This is a genomic window from Bradyrhizobium sp. SRS-191 (assembly GCF_024586915.1).
In the GTDB taxonomy this organism is placed as follows: Bacteria; Pseudomonadota; Alphaproteobacteria; order Rhizobiales; family Xanthobacteraceae; genus Bradyrhizobium.
This window is the reverse complement of the sequence record NZ_JANBVS010000001.1, coordinates 421,664-434,953: the sequence shown is the minus strand read 5'-3', so window position 1 is coordinate 434,953 and position 13,290 is coordinate 421,664. Positions and strand designations below refer to the sequence as shown.

Sequence of the window (13,290 nt, the reverse complement as noted above, 5' to 3'; positions counted from 1 at the left end):
CTCAAGCGCTTTCTGCTGGGGCGGCGCGACGAAGCGATCTCGCGTTCGGATTGGGCGCGGCTGTCGGGGCGGCAACCCTCGGTGCGGCGGCGGCATGCGTGACCGCCGGTCCTGCCGGGGCCTTGGCGCCGGCAACGCGGGCGAAGATCTCCTGGCAGGGGCCGAAGGCGATCGCCTTGCCCTCGTAGAGCACCAGCGCCATGTTGAGCGCGTTCAGCGCGCTGGGCCGGTGCGAGATGACGATGACGATGCTCTGGTTCTGCTGCCGCATGATCTGAATGGCGCGGCTGAGCGCATTCTCGCCGTCGGTGTCCAGGTTCGCGTTCGGCTCGTCGAGCACGATGAGGAACGGATCGCCATACAGCGCGCGCGCCAGACCGACGCGTTGCCGCTGACCGGCCGACAGCGACATGCCGCCCTGGCCGATTCGCGTCGAATAGCCTTCGGGCAGCCGCAGGATGATGTCGTGCACACCGGCGATCTGCGCCGCCTTCAGGATCGAATCCGATGTCGCATTCTCGTCGAAGCGGCAGATGTTGTCGGCGATGCTGCCGTCGAACAGGGCGACGTCCTGCGGCAGGTAGCCGATATGCCGTCCGAGATCCTCGTTGCTCCATTGGTCGAGCGCCGCGCCGTCGAGACGGACGGTGCCGTTCAACGTCGGCCAGATGCCGACCAGCGCCTTCGACAGCGAGGTCTTGCCGGACGCGCTCGCGCCGAGCAGCGCCAGACCGGTGCCGGCCTTGATCGAGAACGAGACGTTCTGAACAATCGGACGATCCGTCCCCGGTGCGGCAACGGTGAGCTCCTGGACCGTGAGCTCGCGGAACGGGCGCGGCAACGCCACCGGCGGCGCTTCCGGCTTTGCGGTGGCCTTGCAGACGTCGCGCAGCCTTGCGATGCCCTGGCGTGCGGCGACCAACTGCTTCCAGCTGCCGAGCGCGATCTCGATCGGCGCGAGGGCGCGGCCCATCAGGATCGACGACGCCATCATGACGCCGCCCGAGGCCTGCTCGGAGACGACCAGCGCCGCGCCGATGCCGAGCATGCCCGACTGCAGGATGTAACGCAGCACTTTGGCGGCAGCGCCGAGGTTGGAATAGACGTCGCTCGCGCGAATATTGTCCTTCAGATACTTCTCGTTGACGGCGTTCCAGCGCGCCGAGAAACGGTCGAGCATGCCGAGCGCACGAATCACCTCGGCGTTGCGCTGGGTGGCATCGGCAAGAACCTGGCGTGCGGCGCTGGTGTCGCTGGCGGATCGGCTGGCGTGCTTCGACAGCCGGTCGGTGACCAGCGTCATCGAGATGATGCCCACCGTGCCGATGATCGCGGTGATGCCGATCAGCGGATGAAACAGGAACATGCCGATCAGAAAGATCGGAATCCAAGGCATGTCGAGAAAAGCGGTCGGCCCCATGCTCGACATGAAGGCGCGCAACTGGTCGAGATCGCGCAAGGGCTGCTGCATCAGCATCGGCTTGGTGCCGCGCAGGGGCAGGGTAGCCAAAGCGTGGTGGATGGCGTCCTGCAGGCTCGCGTCGAACACGGTTGCGACCCGGCACAGCATGCGCGAGCGCAGCGCGTCGAAATAACCCTGGATCAAATAGACGGCCAGAATCATCACCGACAGGCCGATCAGCGTCGCCAAGTTCTTGCTGGGGACGACGCGGTCGTTGACCTGCATCATGTAGACGGAGCCGGAGAGCATGAGGATGTTGATCACGCCGCTGAACACGCCGATGCCGGCCATGCGTTTGACAGCCTGACGCAGGCCCCGCGTCACCGGATCATCGCTTCCCGAGATCAGGTCATTGAGGGCAGCCGCGGCTTTCGTTCGCGGGCGGTCTTGAGCCAGACTCATCCAGGCGCGTCTCCCAAATTCCAATACGTCAGTCAGCGCTCTTGCCAGTCGATGCCGACGAATTTCCGGCAACAATTGGACAGTTGGCCAATTCTGTCGCAGGCGGCGGGCTCAACGAAGCGCGGAGAGGTAGAGGAGAGCATGGTCTCAAGCCGCGTCGCGGAGAACTGTCGAAGCCATCCGTCCGAATCGGATTCGGCCGTGATCTTCGATAGTTGCATGTCGGTGATGAGGCGCGATGAAGAGAGGGCGTCACACATTCGTCCGTCTATCACCTTGCTTCTGCACTCATTGGCCGCGGTCCGGGCCGATTGACGCCATGAACGCGAATAAATCTTCCTGCGGTGCAACGGACTCGCGTTGTCATCTCGATCATGCGGCATCGGCGGATGTGTAGGGAACGACAGTGACACCAGCGAAGATACGCGCAGACGTGGATCCCCGTACGGACACAGGCGCAATGACCCATGGCCACTTCGGTTGTCGGCTGTGCGTTCTTTCAACGAACACGTAGACGGCAAGTGTCCGGCATCCGGTCTGACGGCGGGCGATAACAACATCAGGGAGGGCAACGCGGCGGACCAGTTCAATTGCAACCCGAGCAACCCGTCACCGGCTCTGGATGCTTCACACTGGTCTTCGGTGCGTGATCTTCGGGGGCGCGCCGAACGTAGAGGGGCAACACAATGAAGGGCGACGCGGGTGGCGTCGGTGTCGGACAGATGGTTGCCGAGTAATGAGTATCCTGGGGGACGAGAGTTGCTGAACTACATCACCACCAAAACGAGTGATGCGGGATTGCATTTGGGGCGAAGGCCGGCCGCGGATGGCAAGGGGTGGACCAGCCATGTCGTGGTCGACGCGCTGACTCGCCAGTCGGTCGCCGGAGCGGCGTTGAATCGCGCCGGTTGCGTGCGCGCATGTCGGGAGGCGCACGCATGAAGATTCGAAAGACCGACTATGGAACGATCATCCTGCACTGGACCCTTGTCGGGGCTACGGTGATTGCGTTCCTGACCGGGCTTCGCATGGCCACCGAAGCGCCGGGGCATGCGTGGATCGCGAATAATCTCGACTGGCTGCTGCCGCGGCACCGCACCTGGACCTGGCACATGCCCGCGGGCGTCGTGCTCGCGAGCGTCGCGGTCGCGTACATGATCTATATCTCCAAGTCCGGTCTCGGTCGTCGCGTCAGCATCGACAAGATGCGCTTCAAGGGTCTTCTCGGTCGCCGGCCCGCGCGTCTGGGATCGATCAGCGTGATCCTCCATTGGGTGCTGTTCATCTCCATGTTCACGTTGATCGTCACCGGCGGCCTCCTGTTCTTCGGCGTGGCCTCCGGCTACGTCACCATGATGATCCACTGGTACGCAACCTGGGTCATTCCGGCCTTCGTTGTGCTGCACATCCTGGTTCACTTCAGCATCGGTGGAAAGATGCAGCTCTATCGCGTGTTCCGTCCGGCCCCGTTGCCGCCCCCGCCGCCGAAGCTCGATCCGGTCGAGCTGCTCACGATGCTGGTCGAGCAGTCGGAGAAGCTCGAGGAGGCCGAGGCGCCGCCGAAGAAGCCCGCGCCTGCTCAGCAGCAGCGCCCCCCCATGCGCGAGCCGATGCCGGCGCAGCGACGCATGGAGGAGCCGATGCGGGGACGACCCGAGCCGCGCATGCCGCCGGGACGGATGCGTCCGCCGCCTGCGCCGGCGAAGGGCAATTCGCGCCGCCGCAACCCGACCTTCCAGGCCAACCCGTTCATGGTCGCCACGGCCGCAGCCATCGTGATCGGCTCGGCGATGTTCGCCGCGGACTACTACGCGGAGGACACTGTCACCGTGTATCGGATCGCCAGCTCGGATGCGCCGACACTCGACGGCGATTCGTCGGACCGCGTCTGGCGCAACATCCAGCCGCACATGGTCACCACCAACCAGGGCGACAATTTCGACGGCACCGGCGAATCGCGCGTCTGGATCAAGGCGGCGCATGACGGCACCTGGGTCTACTTCCTCGTCATCTGGGAAGATCCGACGCGCTCGTTGAAGCAGCTGCCGCTGATCAAGAAGGCCGATGGCTGGCATCTGTTGACCAACGGCTTCGATAAGGGCGACGAGAACGACTACAACGAGGACAAGTTCTCGATGTTGTTCACGACGCTGCCGATCACTCTGGCTGCTGACCGGACCTTCCACATGAGCTCGCAGCCGATGCCGGACAAGCCGGCGACGATGTCGGGCCGCGGCATTCACTACACGCCGGCACCGAATCTCTACGCCGACGCGTGGCTGTGGAAGGCCACGAGCGGCGGTCCGACCGGCTGGATGGATGACGATCATTTCGGCCCGCCGGCCGAGCCGACGCCGGACCAGGTCAAGGGCCTTACGCCCTATAAGGGCGGCTTCGCGCCCGATCCGGGCACGGCGAACTACACGGACAATTTCGTCATCGACAGGGAGGCCGCCAGACTGGGCAATCGGGGCGTCAGACCGAAGCGCCTGCCGAAGGACGTTGCGGCGATGACGGCGGCGATGGGCGAGATCAATCTCGATCCGAACATCGGCGAGAGCGAAGGGGCGCGCTGGTTCATGACGGAGGCGGAGTCGGTGCCTTATTCCGCCGAAGCCGATGCGCAGACGCCGATCGGGACGGTGGTGCCCGGCGTTCTCATCAGTGGCGAATTCACAGGCGACCGCGCCGATATCCGGTGTGCCGCACGTTGGGCAGCCGGCCACTGGACGCTCGAAATTGCCCGCAAAATGGACACGAAAAGCAAGTACGACGTTCCCATCAAGAACGGTGTCTTCATGCGAGTCGCTGCGTTCGACCACACCCAGATCCGACATACGAGGCAGATCCGGCCGATGCGACTTGAGGTGCAGTGATGGGTAAGATTTGCAAAATCCAGTACAACAGGGAAACGTTCTACGCGAATGTGGGCGACATCCTGCTCGACGGCGCCATCAACAGCGGCGTGGATCTGCCCCATGACTGCCGCAGCGGAATCTGTGGCTCCTGCAAGGTCACCGTTGTCGACGGCAAGCTGTTCGGCGGGATGGAAGGAGATATGGCGCATGCCTGCCAGGCCCGCGTCGTCTCCGATCTGAAGATCATCACGGAGCCCGTTCCCGACACCGTGACGATGAATTGCGAGGTCGGCGATCTCGTGCGGCTGGCGCCCGACGTCGTCGGTGTCACCATCGAGATGCCGAAGCCGCTGCGGTTCTTCCCCGGACAATATGCCAAGGTCCAGTACCGCGGTTTTCCGACGCGCTGCTACAGCCCGACCTATCCGATGGTCGGCGCGCCGGACAGCCATCTGCTGTACCTGCACATCCGCATCCTGAAGGACGGCTTGGTGTCGTCGGCGCTCGGCCGCGACATCCAGGTCGGTCATCGCGTCAAGCTGACGGCGCCGCTCGGCACCGCGTTCTTCCGCCAGAAGCATCGTGGACGAATCATCCTCGTCGCCAGCGGCACCGGCTTCGCGCCGATGTGGGCGATCGCCGTTGCGGCGATCACCGAGAACCCGAAGCGCGAGATCGTCTTCATCGTCGTGTCGCGCACGCTGCAATCATTCTACATGCATCAGGCGCTGTGCCGCTTGGCGCGCTTCCCGAACGTGAAGATCATCCCGATCGTCTCGGAGCCGCAGAACGTTTCGCCGGCGATTCGCAGCGGCCGTCCGACCGAGCACATGCCGGAGCTGACGCCGAACGACGTGGTCTACACCTGCGGCGCGCCGGCGATGACGGACGCCGTGGCCAAGATGTCGCGCGCGGCCGGCGCCAAGTGCCATTGCGATCCGTTCGTGTCGTCGGCGCAGCCCTCGGAGTCGAGCGGCGGACTGATGGACCGGCTGGTCGGTTGGCTCGACAGCCAGCGTGGCCGGCCGGCGATGTTCCAGCCGGCCGAATGAGTTCGAAGCGGCCACGATGACGTGGCCGCTTCGCGTCGATCTAGCCGGCCACGAAGGCGAGCAGGGTGCCGGTCGCCGCTGCCGGCGGAACGACCAGGCTCGCGCCGCTGCGCACGGCAGCCGCACCCAGAGTTTTCTCCGTCGTCGCCAGATCATGCGAGGCCAGCACGAGGCCGGCGCCGCCGCGCTCCGGCAGGCCGGCGAGCGACACGCCGGGATAGCGCGCGGCAAGCTGATCCCGGGTCAGGAACACGAAGTCGGCGCGATCGCCGCCCGAGGTGACGGTGACTGCGCCATCGGCTTCGTTACGGCCCTCGCGATCGATCAGCCGCGACAGATGCGCCGCGTCCTTCGCTGGATCCGGCGTGACGATCAGGGCCTGCTTCAGCCGCTTGGCGGCATTGGCGTGGCTCATCAATTCCGGAATCCACACCGTCTCGCGCGTCTTGTGCTGACAGGCGAAGATGCGCAGGCCGCCGGGCGCCTCCGCGACCGGCCATTGAAAGACGCGAAATTTGGCCGCCGAGATCGTGCCATCGGGCAGCGGCACCGGGCGCTCGAAATCGATCGGGCCGATCGGCTCAAAACCATGGCTGCGGATCTCTTCGGCGCCCGCAGCTGAGTCGATGGCCGTGAAGGCGATGCGCTCGATGCCTTCGCCGCGTTGCGCGATGAAATTGCGCGTCGGTACGTTGTGGTCAGTCTCGGCGAGGATGCCGAGCAGCTCGATGTAATCGGGATCGAGCATGATGGTGTAATTGCCGGAGCCCATCTTGGCGCTGTGGGTGCCGCGGGGGGACAACGTGAAGCCGAGCCGCTTCCAGGTCTCGGCGGCTGCGTCGAGCTCCTTCACCACGACGACAGCGTGATCGATACCGATGACGTTCTTGAGGGCCACGCGTTTGTCTCCTTGCAGCGAAATTGGCATATTGGCGGCCGAACTATGCCCAATCGACCCATGCGCCGCAACCGGCGGCGCCGGGCTCCGGGCGCAAGGCAAGATCGATCTCTCCGAGGTCGGTCGATCAGCAGGGGTGAGCTGTCCACGATGAGCATGACGACACAAGACGTTCCATGGCCGCCATCCCTGTGGGCCGCGCAGACCCCGCCCGGTCCCGATCTCCCCGCGCTCGAGGGCAGCGCGCAGGCCGATGTCGTCATCATCGGCGGCGGCTTTACCGGCCTGTCGACCGCGCTGCATCTGCGCGAGGCGGGCACGGACGTGGCGATCGTCGAGGCGATGGAGCCGGGCTGGGGCGCGTCGGGCCGCAACAACGGCCAGGTGATTCCGACGCTGTCGCGTCCCGACCCCGAGGATCTCATCAGGCGCCACGGCGCCGCGGGTGAGCGCTTCGTGGCCATGCTCCGTGACAGCGCGTCCGCGCTGTTCGACACGGTCAGGCGCTACGGCATCGACGCGGAGCATGAGCAGGCCGGCTGGGTGCAGCCGGTGCATTCGCCGGGCCGCATCAAGATCGCCGAGCGCAGGTTCAAGCAATGGTCGAAGTTCGGCGCCGATGTCGAGCTGTTGTCGCGCGATCAGGCGCGCGACATGCTCGGCTCCGACGCGTGGCATGGCGGCTTCTGGAACAAGACCGGCGGCCATATCAATCCGCTGGCGCTGGCGCGTGGCTTGGCCCGCACCGTGCTGAGCCTGGGAGGCCGCATCTATGCGCGCTCGCCCGTGATCGATTTCGAGCGGCGCGGCGAGCGCTGGGTGGTGCGGACGGCGCGCGGCGAGCTCTCGGCGCGTGCGCTGGTGCTGGCCAGCAATGCCTATAGCGGCGAGTTCTCGAAGGCGCTCGCCCCCGATATCGCGCATGAGGTGATGCCGGTGCTGTCGTGGCAGATGGCGACGCAGCCGCTGTCGGACAACGTTCGCAAGACAATCATTCCGGCGCGGCAGGCGATGTCCGACACCCATGGCGAGCTGTATTTCGCGCGCTACGATGCGCGCAACCGCCTAGTGACGGGTGGCGCGGTGATCGGCCCCGGCAACAAGGCCGAGCGGTTGAAGGCGCGGGTCTCAGAGCGTTTGCAGCGGTTGTGGCCGCAGATCGGCGAGGTCCGGTTCGACTATGTGTGGAACGGCTATGTCGGCATGACCACGGACTACATGCCGCGCATCCACCGCCTTGGTCCCGACGCGTATGGCTGGACCGGCTGCAACGGCCGCGCGGTGGCGCTGACGATCCCGCTCGGCGCAGAGCTCGCCAAGGCCGTCAGCGGCGTGCCGGCCAGTGAGCTGGCGCTGCCGTTCACGGAGCCGGTCACGATCCCGGCGCATGCGCTGCTGCGACCGTTCGCGCCGCTGATGCTGCTGTTGTATCGCTACCGCGACGCGCGCGAGATCGCCTAGCGCTCAGCCCTGTGCGGTCCGGGCGAAGTCGCCGCCCGGAATGGCCGCGAGCAGGGCCTGCGTGTAGGGATGCTGCGGGCTGCCGAACACTTGGCCCGTCAGCCCATGCTCGACGACCTCGCCGTCCTTCATGACGGCGACAAGGTCGCAGATCTGCGCTGCGACGCGCAGGTCGTGGGTGATGAAGATGATCGAGAGGCCCAGCCGCTCACGCAGGCTGGTGAGCAGCTTCAGCACCTGCGCCTGAACGGACACGTCGAGCGCCGACACAGGCTCGTCGGCCACCAGCACCTCAGGCTTCAGCGCGAGCGCCCGGGCAAGCCCGATGCGCTGGCGCTGGCCGCCGGAGAATTCGTGCGGGAAGCGATCAGCAGCGGAGGGATCGAGACCGACCAGCGCGAACAGCTCGCGCGCCTCGGACAGCGCCCGGGCCCGCGGCGTGCCGTGCACGATCGGTCCCTGCGCCACCAGCTCGGCCGCCTTGCGCCGGGGGTTCAGCGAGGCGAACGGGTCCTGGAACACCATCTGCATCTTTTGAGTCCGCTGCCTGATGTCACCACGTGACAGCCGGGCCCAATCCTCGCCGTTGAGCAGGATCGATCCCGCATCCGGATCGATCAGGCGAATGATGCAGCGGGCGAGGGTGGATTTGCCGGAGCCGGATTCGCCGACGATGCCGAGCGTCGCACCCTTGGGCAGCGCGAGCGAGACATCCTTGACCGCATGGGTGACGCGCACGCCGCGACCGAGAAAGCCGCCGGTCCGATAGGTCTTGGCAACGCCCGAAAGTGTCAGAATGGTCTCGTCCGAGAGCTTGCGCGCCGGTGGTGCGGCGACCGGCGGCACCGCGGCGATCAGCTGTTGGGTGTAGGCGTGTTGCGGCTTGCGCAGCACTTCCGCTGCAGGACCGTGCTCGACGACCACACCGTGCTGCATCACCACGACACGGTCGGCAATTTCAGCGACGACGCCGAAATCGTGGGTGATGAACAGCACCGCGGTCTTGCGCCGCTGCTGCAGCTCGCGGATCAGCTTGAGGATCTGCGCCTGCGTGGTGACGTCGAGCGCAGTGGTCGGCTCGTCGGCGATCAACAGCTTCGGATCGAGCGCCAGGGCCATCGCGATCATCGCGCGCTGGCGCTGCCCGCCGGAGAGCTCGTGAGGATAGGCCTTGGCGGCGCGCGGCGGATCGGGGATGTTGACGTCGGCGAGCAGCGTCAGCACGCGCGATCGGATCTCGGCTTTCGACAGATCGGTGTGGATGTCCAGGACCTCGCCGATCTGGTCGCCGATCGTGCGCAGCGGATTGAGCGCCGTCATCGGCTCCTGGAACACCATCGCGATGTCGGCGCCACGGATGCGGCGCATCTCGGCCGCCGAGGTCGTGCAGAGATCGTAGCCGCCGAACAGGATGCGGCCGCCATCGGTGGACACGCCCTGCGGCAGCAGCCGCATGATCGCGTTGGCCATCATCGATTTGCCGGAGCCGGACTCGCCGACGATACAGACGATCTCGTTCTCCGCGATCGAGAGCGACACCTCGGAAATCGCGTGCGCCCGATCGGCGCCCTTGGGGAGGCGGACGCTGAGGCGGTCGACGGAGAGAATGGGGGCTGTCGAACTCATCGCTGCTTCAGCCGCGGGTTCAGTGCATCGTTGAGGCCCTGACCGACCAGCGACACCGCGAGCACGGTGATCAGGATGGCGACGCCGGGAATGGCCGAGACGTACCATTGCACGCGCAGCACGTCACGGCCGAGCCCGATCAGATTGCCCCAGGAGGCGACGTTGGCATCCGACAGCCGCAGGAATGCCAGCGCACTTTCCAGAAGGATCGCGACCGCCATCACCACGCCGGCATATACGATCACCGGCGGCAGCGCATTGGGCAGGATCTCGCGCAGGATCAGTTGCGTGTCGCGCATGCCCAGCGTGCGGCCGGCCTGGACGAATTCGCGGCTCCGCAGCGACAGGAATTCGGCCCGCGTCAACCGCGCCGGCGCGGGCCACGATACGATCCCGACCGCGATCGTCACCGTCGCCAAGGTCGAGCCGAATACGGCGACCAGCACCAGCAGCAGCACGAAGTTCGGCAGCGTCTGGAAGGCCTCGGTGATGCGCATCAGGATGTTGTCGATCCAGCCGCCATAGTAGCCGGCGAGCGCGCCGACCAGGATGCCGATCGTCACCGCAATCAGCGTGGCGACGCCGCCGATGAGGAGCGAGATGCGCGCCCCGTAGAAGACCTGGGCAGCAATGTCGCGGCCGGAATTGTCGGTGCCGAGCAGGAAACGTGGATTGGCGAACGGCCAGATCAAGGGCCGGCCCGCGAGCGCGAGGGGATCGCGCGGATAGAAATAGCCGGCGCTGATCGCCATGCCCACGACGATCAGCAGCAGGACGAGGCCGAGCACCGCGGCGGGACTTCGGAAGTATCGTTTCACGGCATCCATGCGCTAGCTCTCCGCCGAGATTCGCGGGTCGAGCCGCGCATAGAGCAGGTCGGTGATGAAGTTGACCAGGATCACCAGCAGCGCGGACACGAACACGATGCCGAGCAGCGTATTGAGATCGCGCTGGACCACGGACTCATAGGCGAGGCGGCCGAGGCCAGGCAGCGAGAACACGGTCTCGACGACGACCGAGCCGCCGAGCATCGTGCCGGCCTGGAGCCCGATCAGCGTCACCATCGGCAGCAGCGCATTACGCAGCACGTGGCGGGTGATGATGCGGGTCTCGTCGAGGCCCTTGGCGCGCGCGGTGCGGACGAAGTCGAGATTGAGGACCTCGAGCATCGAGGCGCGCATGATGCGCAGATAAATCGCAAGGAAGATCAGGCCGAGCGTCAGCGACGGCAGCACGAGATGGCTTGCCACGTCGAGCACGCGCCAAAGGCCGGTGCTGACTGCGCCGATATCCTCGAAGCCGCCGGCCGGCAGCCATTGCAGATAGATCGAGAACACCACGATGGCCATCAGGCCGAACCAGAATGACGGCGTCGCATAGAAGATCAGGCCGACGGTCGAGATCAGCGTATCAGGCCATCGGTTGACGCCGCGCGCCGCGATCACGCCGAACACCAGACCAAAGAAGAACGCAAACGAAAGGGCCGAGGTCATCAGCAATAGGGTCGGCGGCAGCCGCTCCAGGATGACGGTCGCAACCGGCTTGCCGTAGATCGCGGAGAAGCCGAGATCGAGCCGGACCAAGCGCCACAGATAGTTGGTGAGCTGCATCGGCACTGAGAGGTCGAGCCCATAGAAGCGGCGGAGCTCGCGCGCCGTCGCAGCGTCGCCGCCGCCCATCTGCGCCATCATCGCGTCGACCGTGTCGCCAGGCGCGAGCTGCAGCAGGAGAAAGACGCCGATCAGGATCAGCAACAGGGTCGGAATCGAGGCGGCGAGCCGCCGCCCCGCAAGGCTCAGGATGCGCATGGCCTATTCTGACGTATCCGGGCTCAGGCGGAAAGCCAGAGATCGTGCCAGCTGGTCGATCCCCAGCGTGGCGTGTTGGAGTGGTTGCGCGCCTTCGCCGTGATCACCGTGACGAAGATCTGCTCGATCGGCATCCACACCGGCAGCTCGGTATTGGCCTCGCGCACGAAGTCGGCATAGAGCGCCTTGCGCTTGACCGGATCGACCTCGGTGGCGGCGTCGTCGATGATCTTGTCGATTTTGGCATCGTCCCAGCCCCACTGATTGGTCCACGGCGCGCCCTTGGGCTGGCCGGAGCGGTACCACACCGTGGTCGAGACCGCCGGGTCGTTGCGGTACTGATGCCAGCCGGTGGCCAGGTCGAAGGCGTGCTCGTCATAGACCTGCTTGAGGAAGCCGCCGCCGTCATTGCGGACGATCTCCACGGCAATGCCGACCTCGCCCAGGGATTGCTGGATGAAGGTCGACCACAGCGAGATGTCCTCGCCCCATGGGGCAGGCAGCAGCCTCAGCGAGAAGCGGTTGCCACCGGCGGCCGGCTTGTAGCCGGCCTCGTCCAGCAGCGCGGCCGCCTTGGCCTTGTCATAGGGATATTGCGGCGTGTTCGCGCCGGGATAGAAGTCGGTCGACGTGGACGGGATCGGGCCGGTACCGAGCTTGGCGAAATCGCCGAGGAAGTTCTCGATGAAGAACGGCACGTTGATCGCATGCGCAATCGCGCGGCGGACCTTGATGTCCGACAGCTCCTTGCGGCGGACGTTGAATTCCAGCGTATTGGTGCGCGCGTTGCCTTCATTGCCCTTGGTCGAAACGATGAAGCGCTTGTCCTTGCCGAGCCGCGCCATGTCCGAGATGGTCAGCCCCGAGAACGGGCTGTAGTGCAGTTCACCCGCTTCGAGCTGAGCAGCCGCGGCGGCGCGATCGGTAATGACCTTCCACACGATACGGTCGAGATAGGGCGCGTTGGGGCGCCAGTAATCCGCGTTGCGGTCGGCGATGATGTATTGGCCGCGCTCGTATTTCACGAACTTGAACGGCCCGGTGCCGATGGGCGCGAGATTGGCCGGGTTCTGGCGGATGTCGCCGTTCTCATAGATGTGCTTGGCCGAGACGTAGCCGAGATCGGGCAGCGCGCGCAGCAGCAAATTGAGCGGCATCGGGCGCTCGTAGCGGAAGATCGCGGTTTGCGGATCGGGCGTATCGACGGCGGTCAGGAACAGCTGCAAGGTCGATCCGTAGTTGAGGATCTTCTTCCACATGTTCATCGCGGTGAAGGCGACGTCCTCGGACGTGAACGGCTTGCCGTCGTGCCAGGTAACGCCCTTGCGCAGCTTGAAGGTGACCGTCTTGCCGTCGGGCGCGGCCTCCCAGCTCTCGGCGAGCACGCCGACCGGCTGCCCATTGGCGTCGAGATCGACGAGGTTCTCCTGGATCTTGCCGCCGATGATGTAGACGCCGGTCGAGGCCTGCAGGCTCGGATTGAGCTGGCGCTGCTCAGCGCCGTAATGCACGTTGAACACGCCGCCCTTGCGCGGGGTCTCCTGGGCAAAGGCCCGGAACGGATTGACCACATTGGCTGCGATCGCAGCCGAGGTCAGCAGTGCGGTACGGCGGGTGATGTCGAAACGGCTCGAATTCATCCAGGTCTCCCGAAGGCCATGACGGTGCTGGCCGATGGTGCAATGCGCCGAAGCTTACGCGGATCACAAGGCCAAGTCATTCC

9 protein-coding genes are annotated in these 13,290 nt (G+C 65.5%); 3 read left to right on the top strand and 6 right to left on the bottom strand.

Going from position 1 to position 13,290, the window contains the following annotated elements; translation table 11 throughout:
* Position 1: 1 nt before the first annotated feature.
* Positions 2-1,864, bottom strand: a complete 1,863-nt coding sequence (locus NLR35_RS02150) for a type I secretion system permease/ATPase (RefSeq protein WP_257164906.1) — start codon at positions 1,862-1,864, stop codon at positions 2-4.
* A 938-nt stretch (positions 1,865-2,802) separates the two neighbouring features.
* Between NLR35_RS02150 and NLR35_RS02145 the strand changes: the two genes are divergently transcribed.
* Both NLR35_RS02145 and NLR35_RS02140 read left to right on the top strand, forming a co-directional pair.
* On the top strand, positions 2,803-4,740 hold the full coding sequence (locus NLR35_RS02145; protein ID WP_257164905.1) for an ethylbenzene dehydrogenase-related protein: 1,938 nt from the start codon (positions 2,803-2,805) through the stop codon (positions 4,738-4,740).
* Positions 4,740-5,774: a 2Fe-2S iron-sulfur cluster-binding protein gene (locus tag NLR35_RS02140; protein WP_172108699.1), complete on the top strand. Its 1,035-nt coding sequence runs from the start codon at positions 4,740-4,742 to the stop codon at positions 5,772-5,774. Before NLR35_RS02145 ends, NLR35_RS02140 begins: the two co-directional genes overlap by 1 nt.
* Before the next feature lie 40 nt (positions 5,775-5,814).
* Here NLR35_RS02140 and NLR35_RS02135 read toward each other — a convergent pair whose 3' ends face one another.
* Entirely contained in the window at positions 5,815-6,672 is an 858-nt protein-coding gene (locus NLR35_RS02135; protein WP_257164904.1) for a VOC family protein, read from the bottom strand.
* Between the two features lie 150 nt (positions 6,673-6,822).
* Here NLR35_RS02135 and NLR35_RS02130 point away from each other — a divergent pair, with 150 nt between their 5' ends.
* Entirely contained in the window at positions 6,823-8,133 is a 1,311-nt protein-coding gene (locus tag NLR35_RS02130) for an FAD-binding oxidoreductase (RefSeq protein WP_257164903.1), read from the top strand.
* A 3-nt stretch (positions 8,134-8,136) separates the two neighbouring features.
* Here the strand turns inward: NLR35_RS02130 and NLR35_RS02125 are convergent, their stop codons facing one another.
* From NLR35_RS02125 to NLR35_RS02110, 4 genes are read right to left on the bottom strand one after another with little or no spacing between them, the layout of a single operon-like run.
* Positions 8,137-9,759, bottom strand: coding sequence for an ABC transporter ATP-binding protein (locus tag NLR35_RS02125; protein ID WP_257164902.1), 1,623 nt, complete (start codon positions 9,757-9,759; stop codon positions 8,137-8,139).
* Positions 9,756-10,586: an ABC transporter permease gene (locus NLR35_RS02120; protein ID WP_257164901.1), complete on the bottom strand. Its 831-nt coding sequence runs from the start codon at positions 10,584-10,586 to the stop codon at positions 9,756-9,758. The genes NLR35_RS02125 and NLR35_RS02120 overlap by 4 nt, the downstream gene beginning before the upstream one ends.
* Positions 10,587-10,589: 3 nt before the next feature.
* A complete protein-coding gene (locus NLR35_RS02115) occupies positions 10,590-11,567 on the bottom strand; it encodes an ABC transporter permease (RefSeq protein ID WP_257164900.1) in 978 nt (325 codons plus the stop codon).
* Between the two features lie 23 nt (positions 11,568-11,590).
* The gene (locus NLR35_RS02110) at positions 11,591-13,207 is read right to left on the bottom strand and encodes an ABC transporter substrate-binding protein (protein ID WP_257164899.1); all 1,617 of its coding nucleotides are present in this window, start codon (positions 13,205-13,207) and stop codon (positions 11,591-11,593) included.
* Positions 13,208-13,290 lie beyond the last annotated feature (83 nt).

Excerpts from the sequence above, each read along its gene's own strand:
- NLR35_RS02140 (WP_172108699.1), top strand. The coding sequence starts at position 4,740 with ATGGGTAAGATTTGCAAAATCCAGTACAACAGGGAAACGTTCTACGCG.
- NLR35_RS02130 (WP_257164903.1), top strand. The coding sequence starts at position 6,823 with ATGAGCATGACGACACAAGACGTTCCATGGCCGCCATCCCTGTGGGCC.
- NLR35_RS02145 (WP_257164905.1), top strand. The coding sequence starts at position 2,803 with ATGAAGATTCGAAAGACCGACTATGGAACGATCATCCTGCACTGGACC.
- NLR35_RS02125 (WP_257164902.1), bottom strand. The coding sequence starts at position 9,759 with ATGAGTTCGACAGCCCCCATTCTCTCCGTCGACCGCCTCAGCGTCCGC.
- NLR35_RS02115 (WP_257164900.1), bottom strand. The coding sequence starts at position 11,567 with ATGCGCATCCTGAGCCTTGCGGGGCGGCGGCTCGCCGCCTCGATTCCG.
- NLR35_RS02150 (WP_257164906.1), bottom strand. The coding sequence starts at position 1,864 with ATGAGTCTGGCTCAAGACCGCCCGCGAACGAAAGCCGCGGCTGCCCTC.
- NLR35_RS02110 (WP_257164899.1), bottom strand. The coding sequence starts at position 13,207 with ATGAATTCGAGCCGTTTCGACATCACCCGCCGTACCGCACTGCTGACC.
- NLR35_RS02120 (WP_257164901.1), bottom strand. The coding sequence starts at position 10,586 with ATGGATGCCGTGAAACGATACTTCCGAAGTCCCGCCGCGGTGCTCGGC.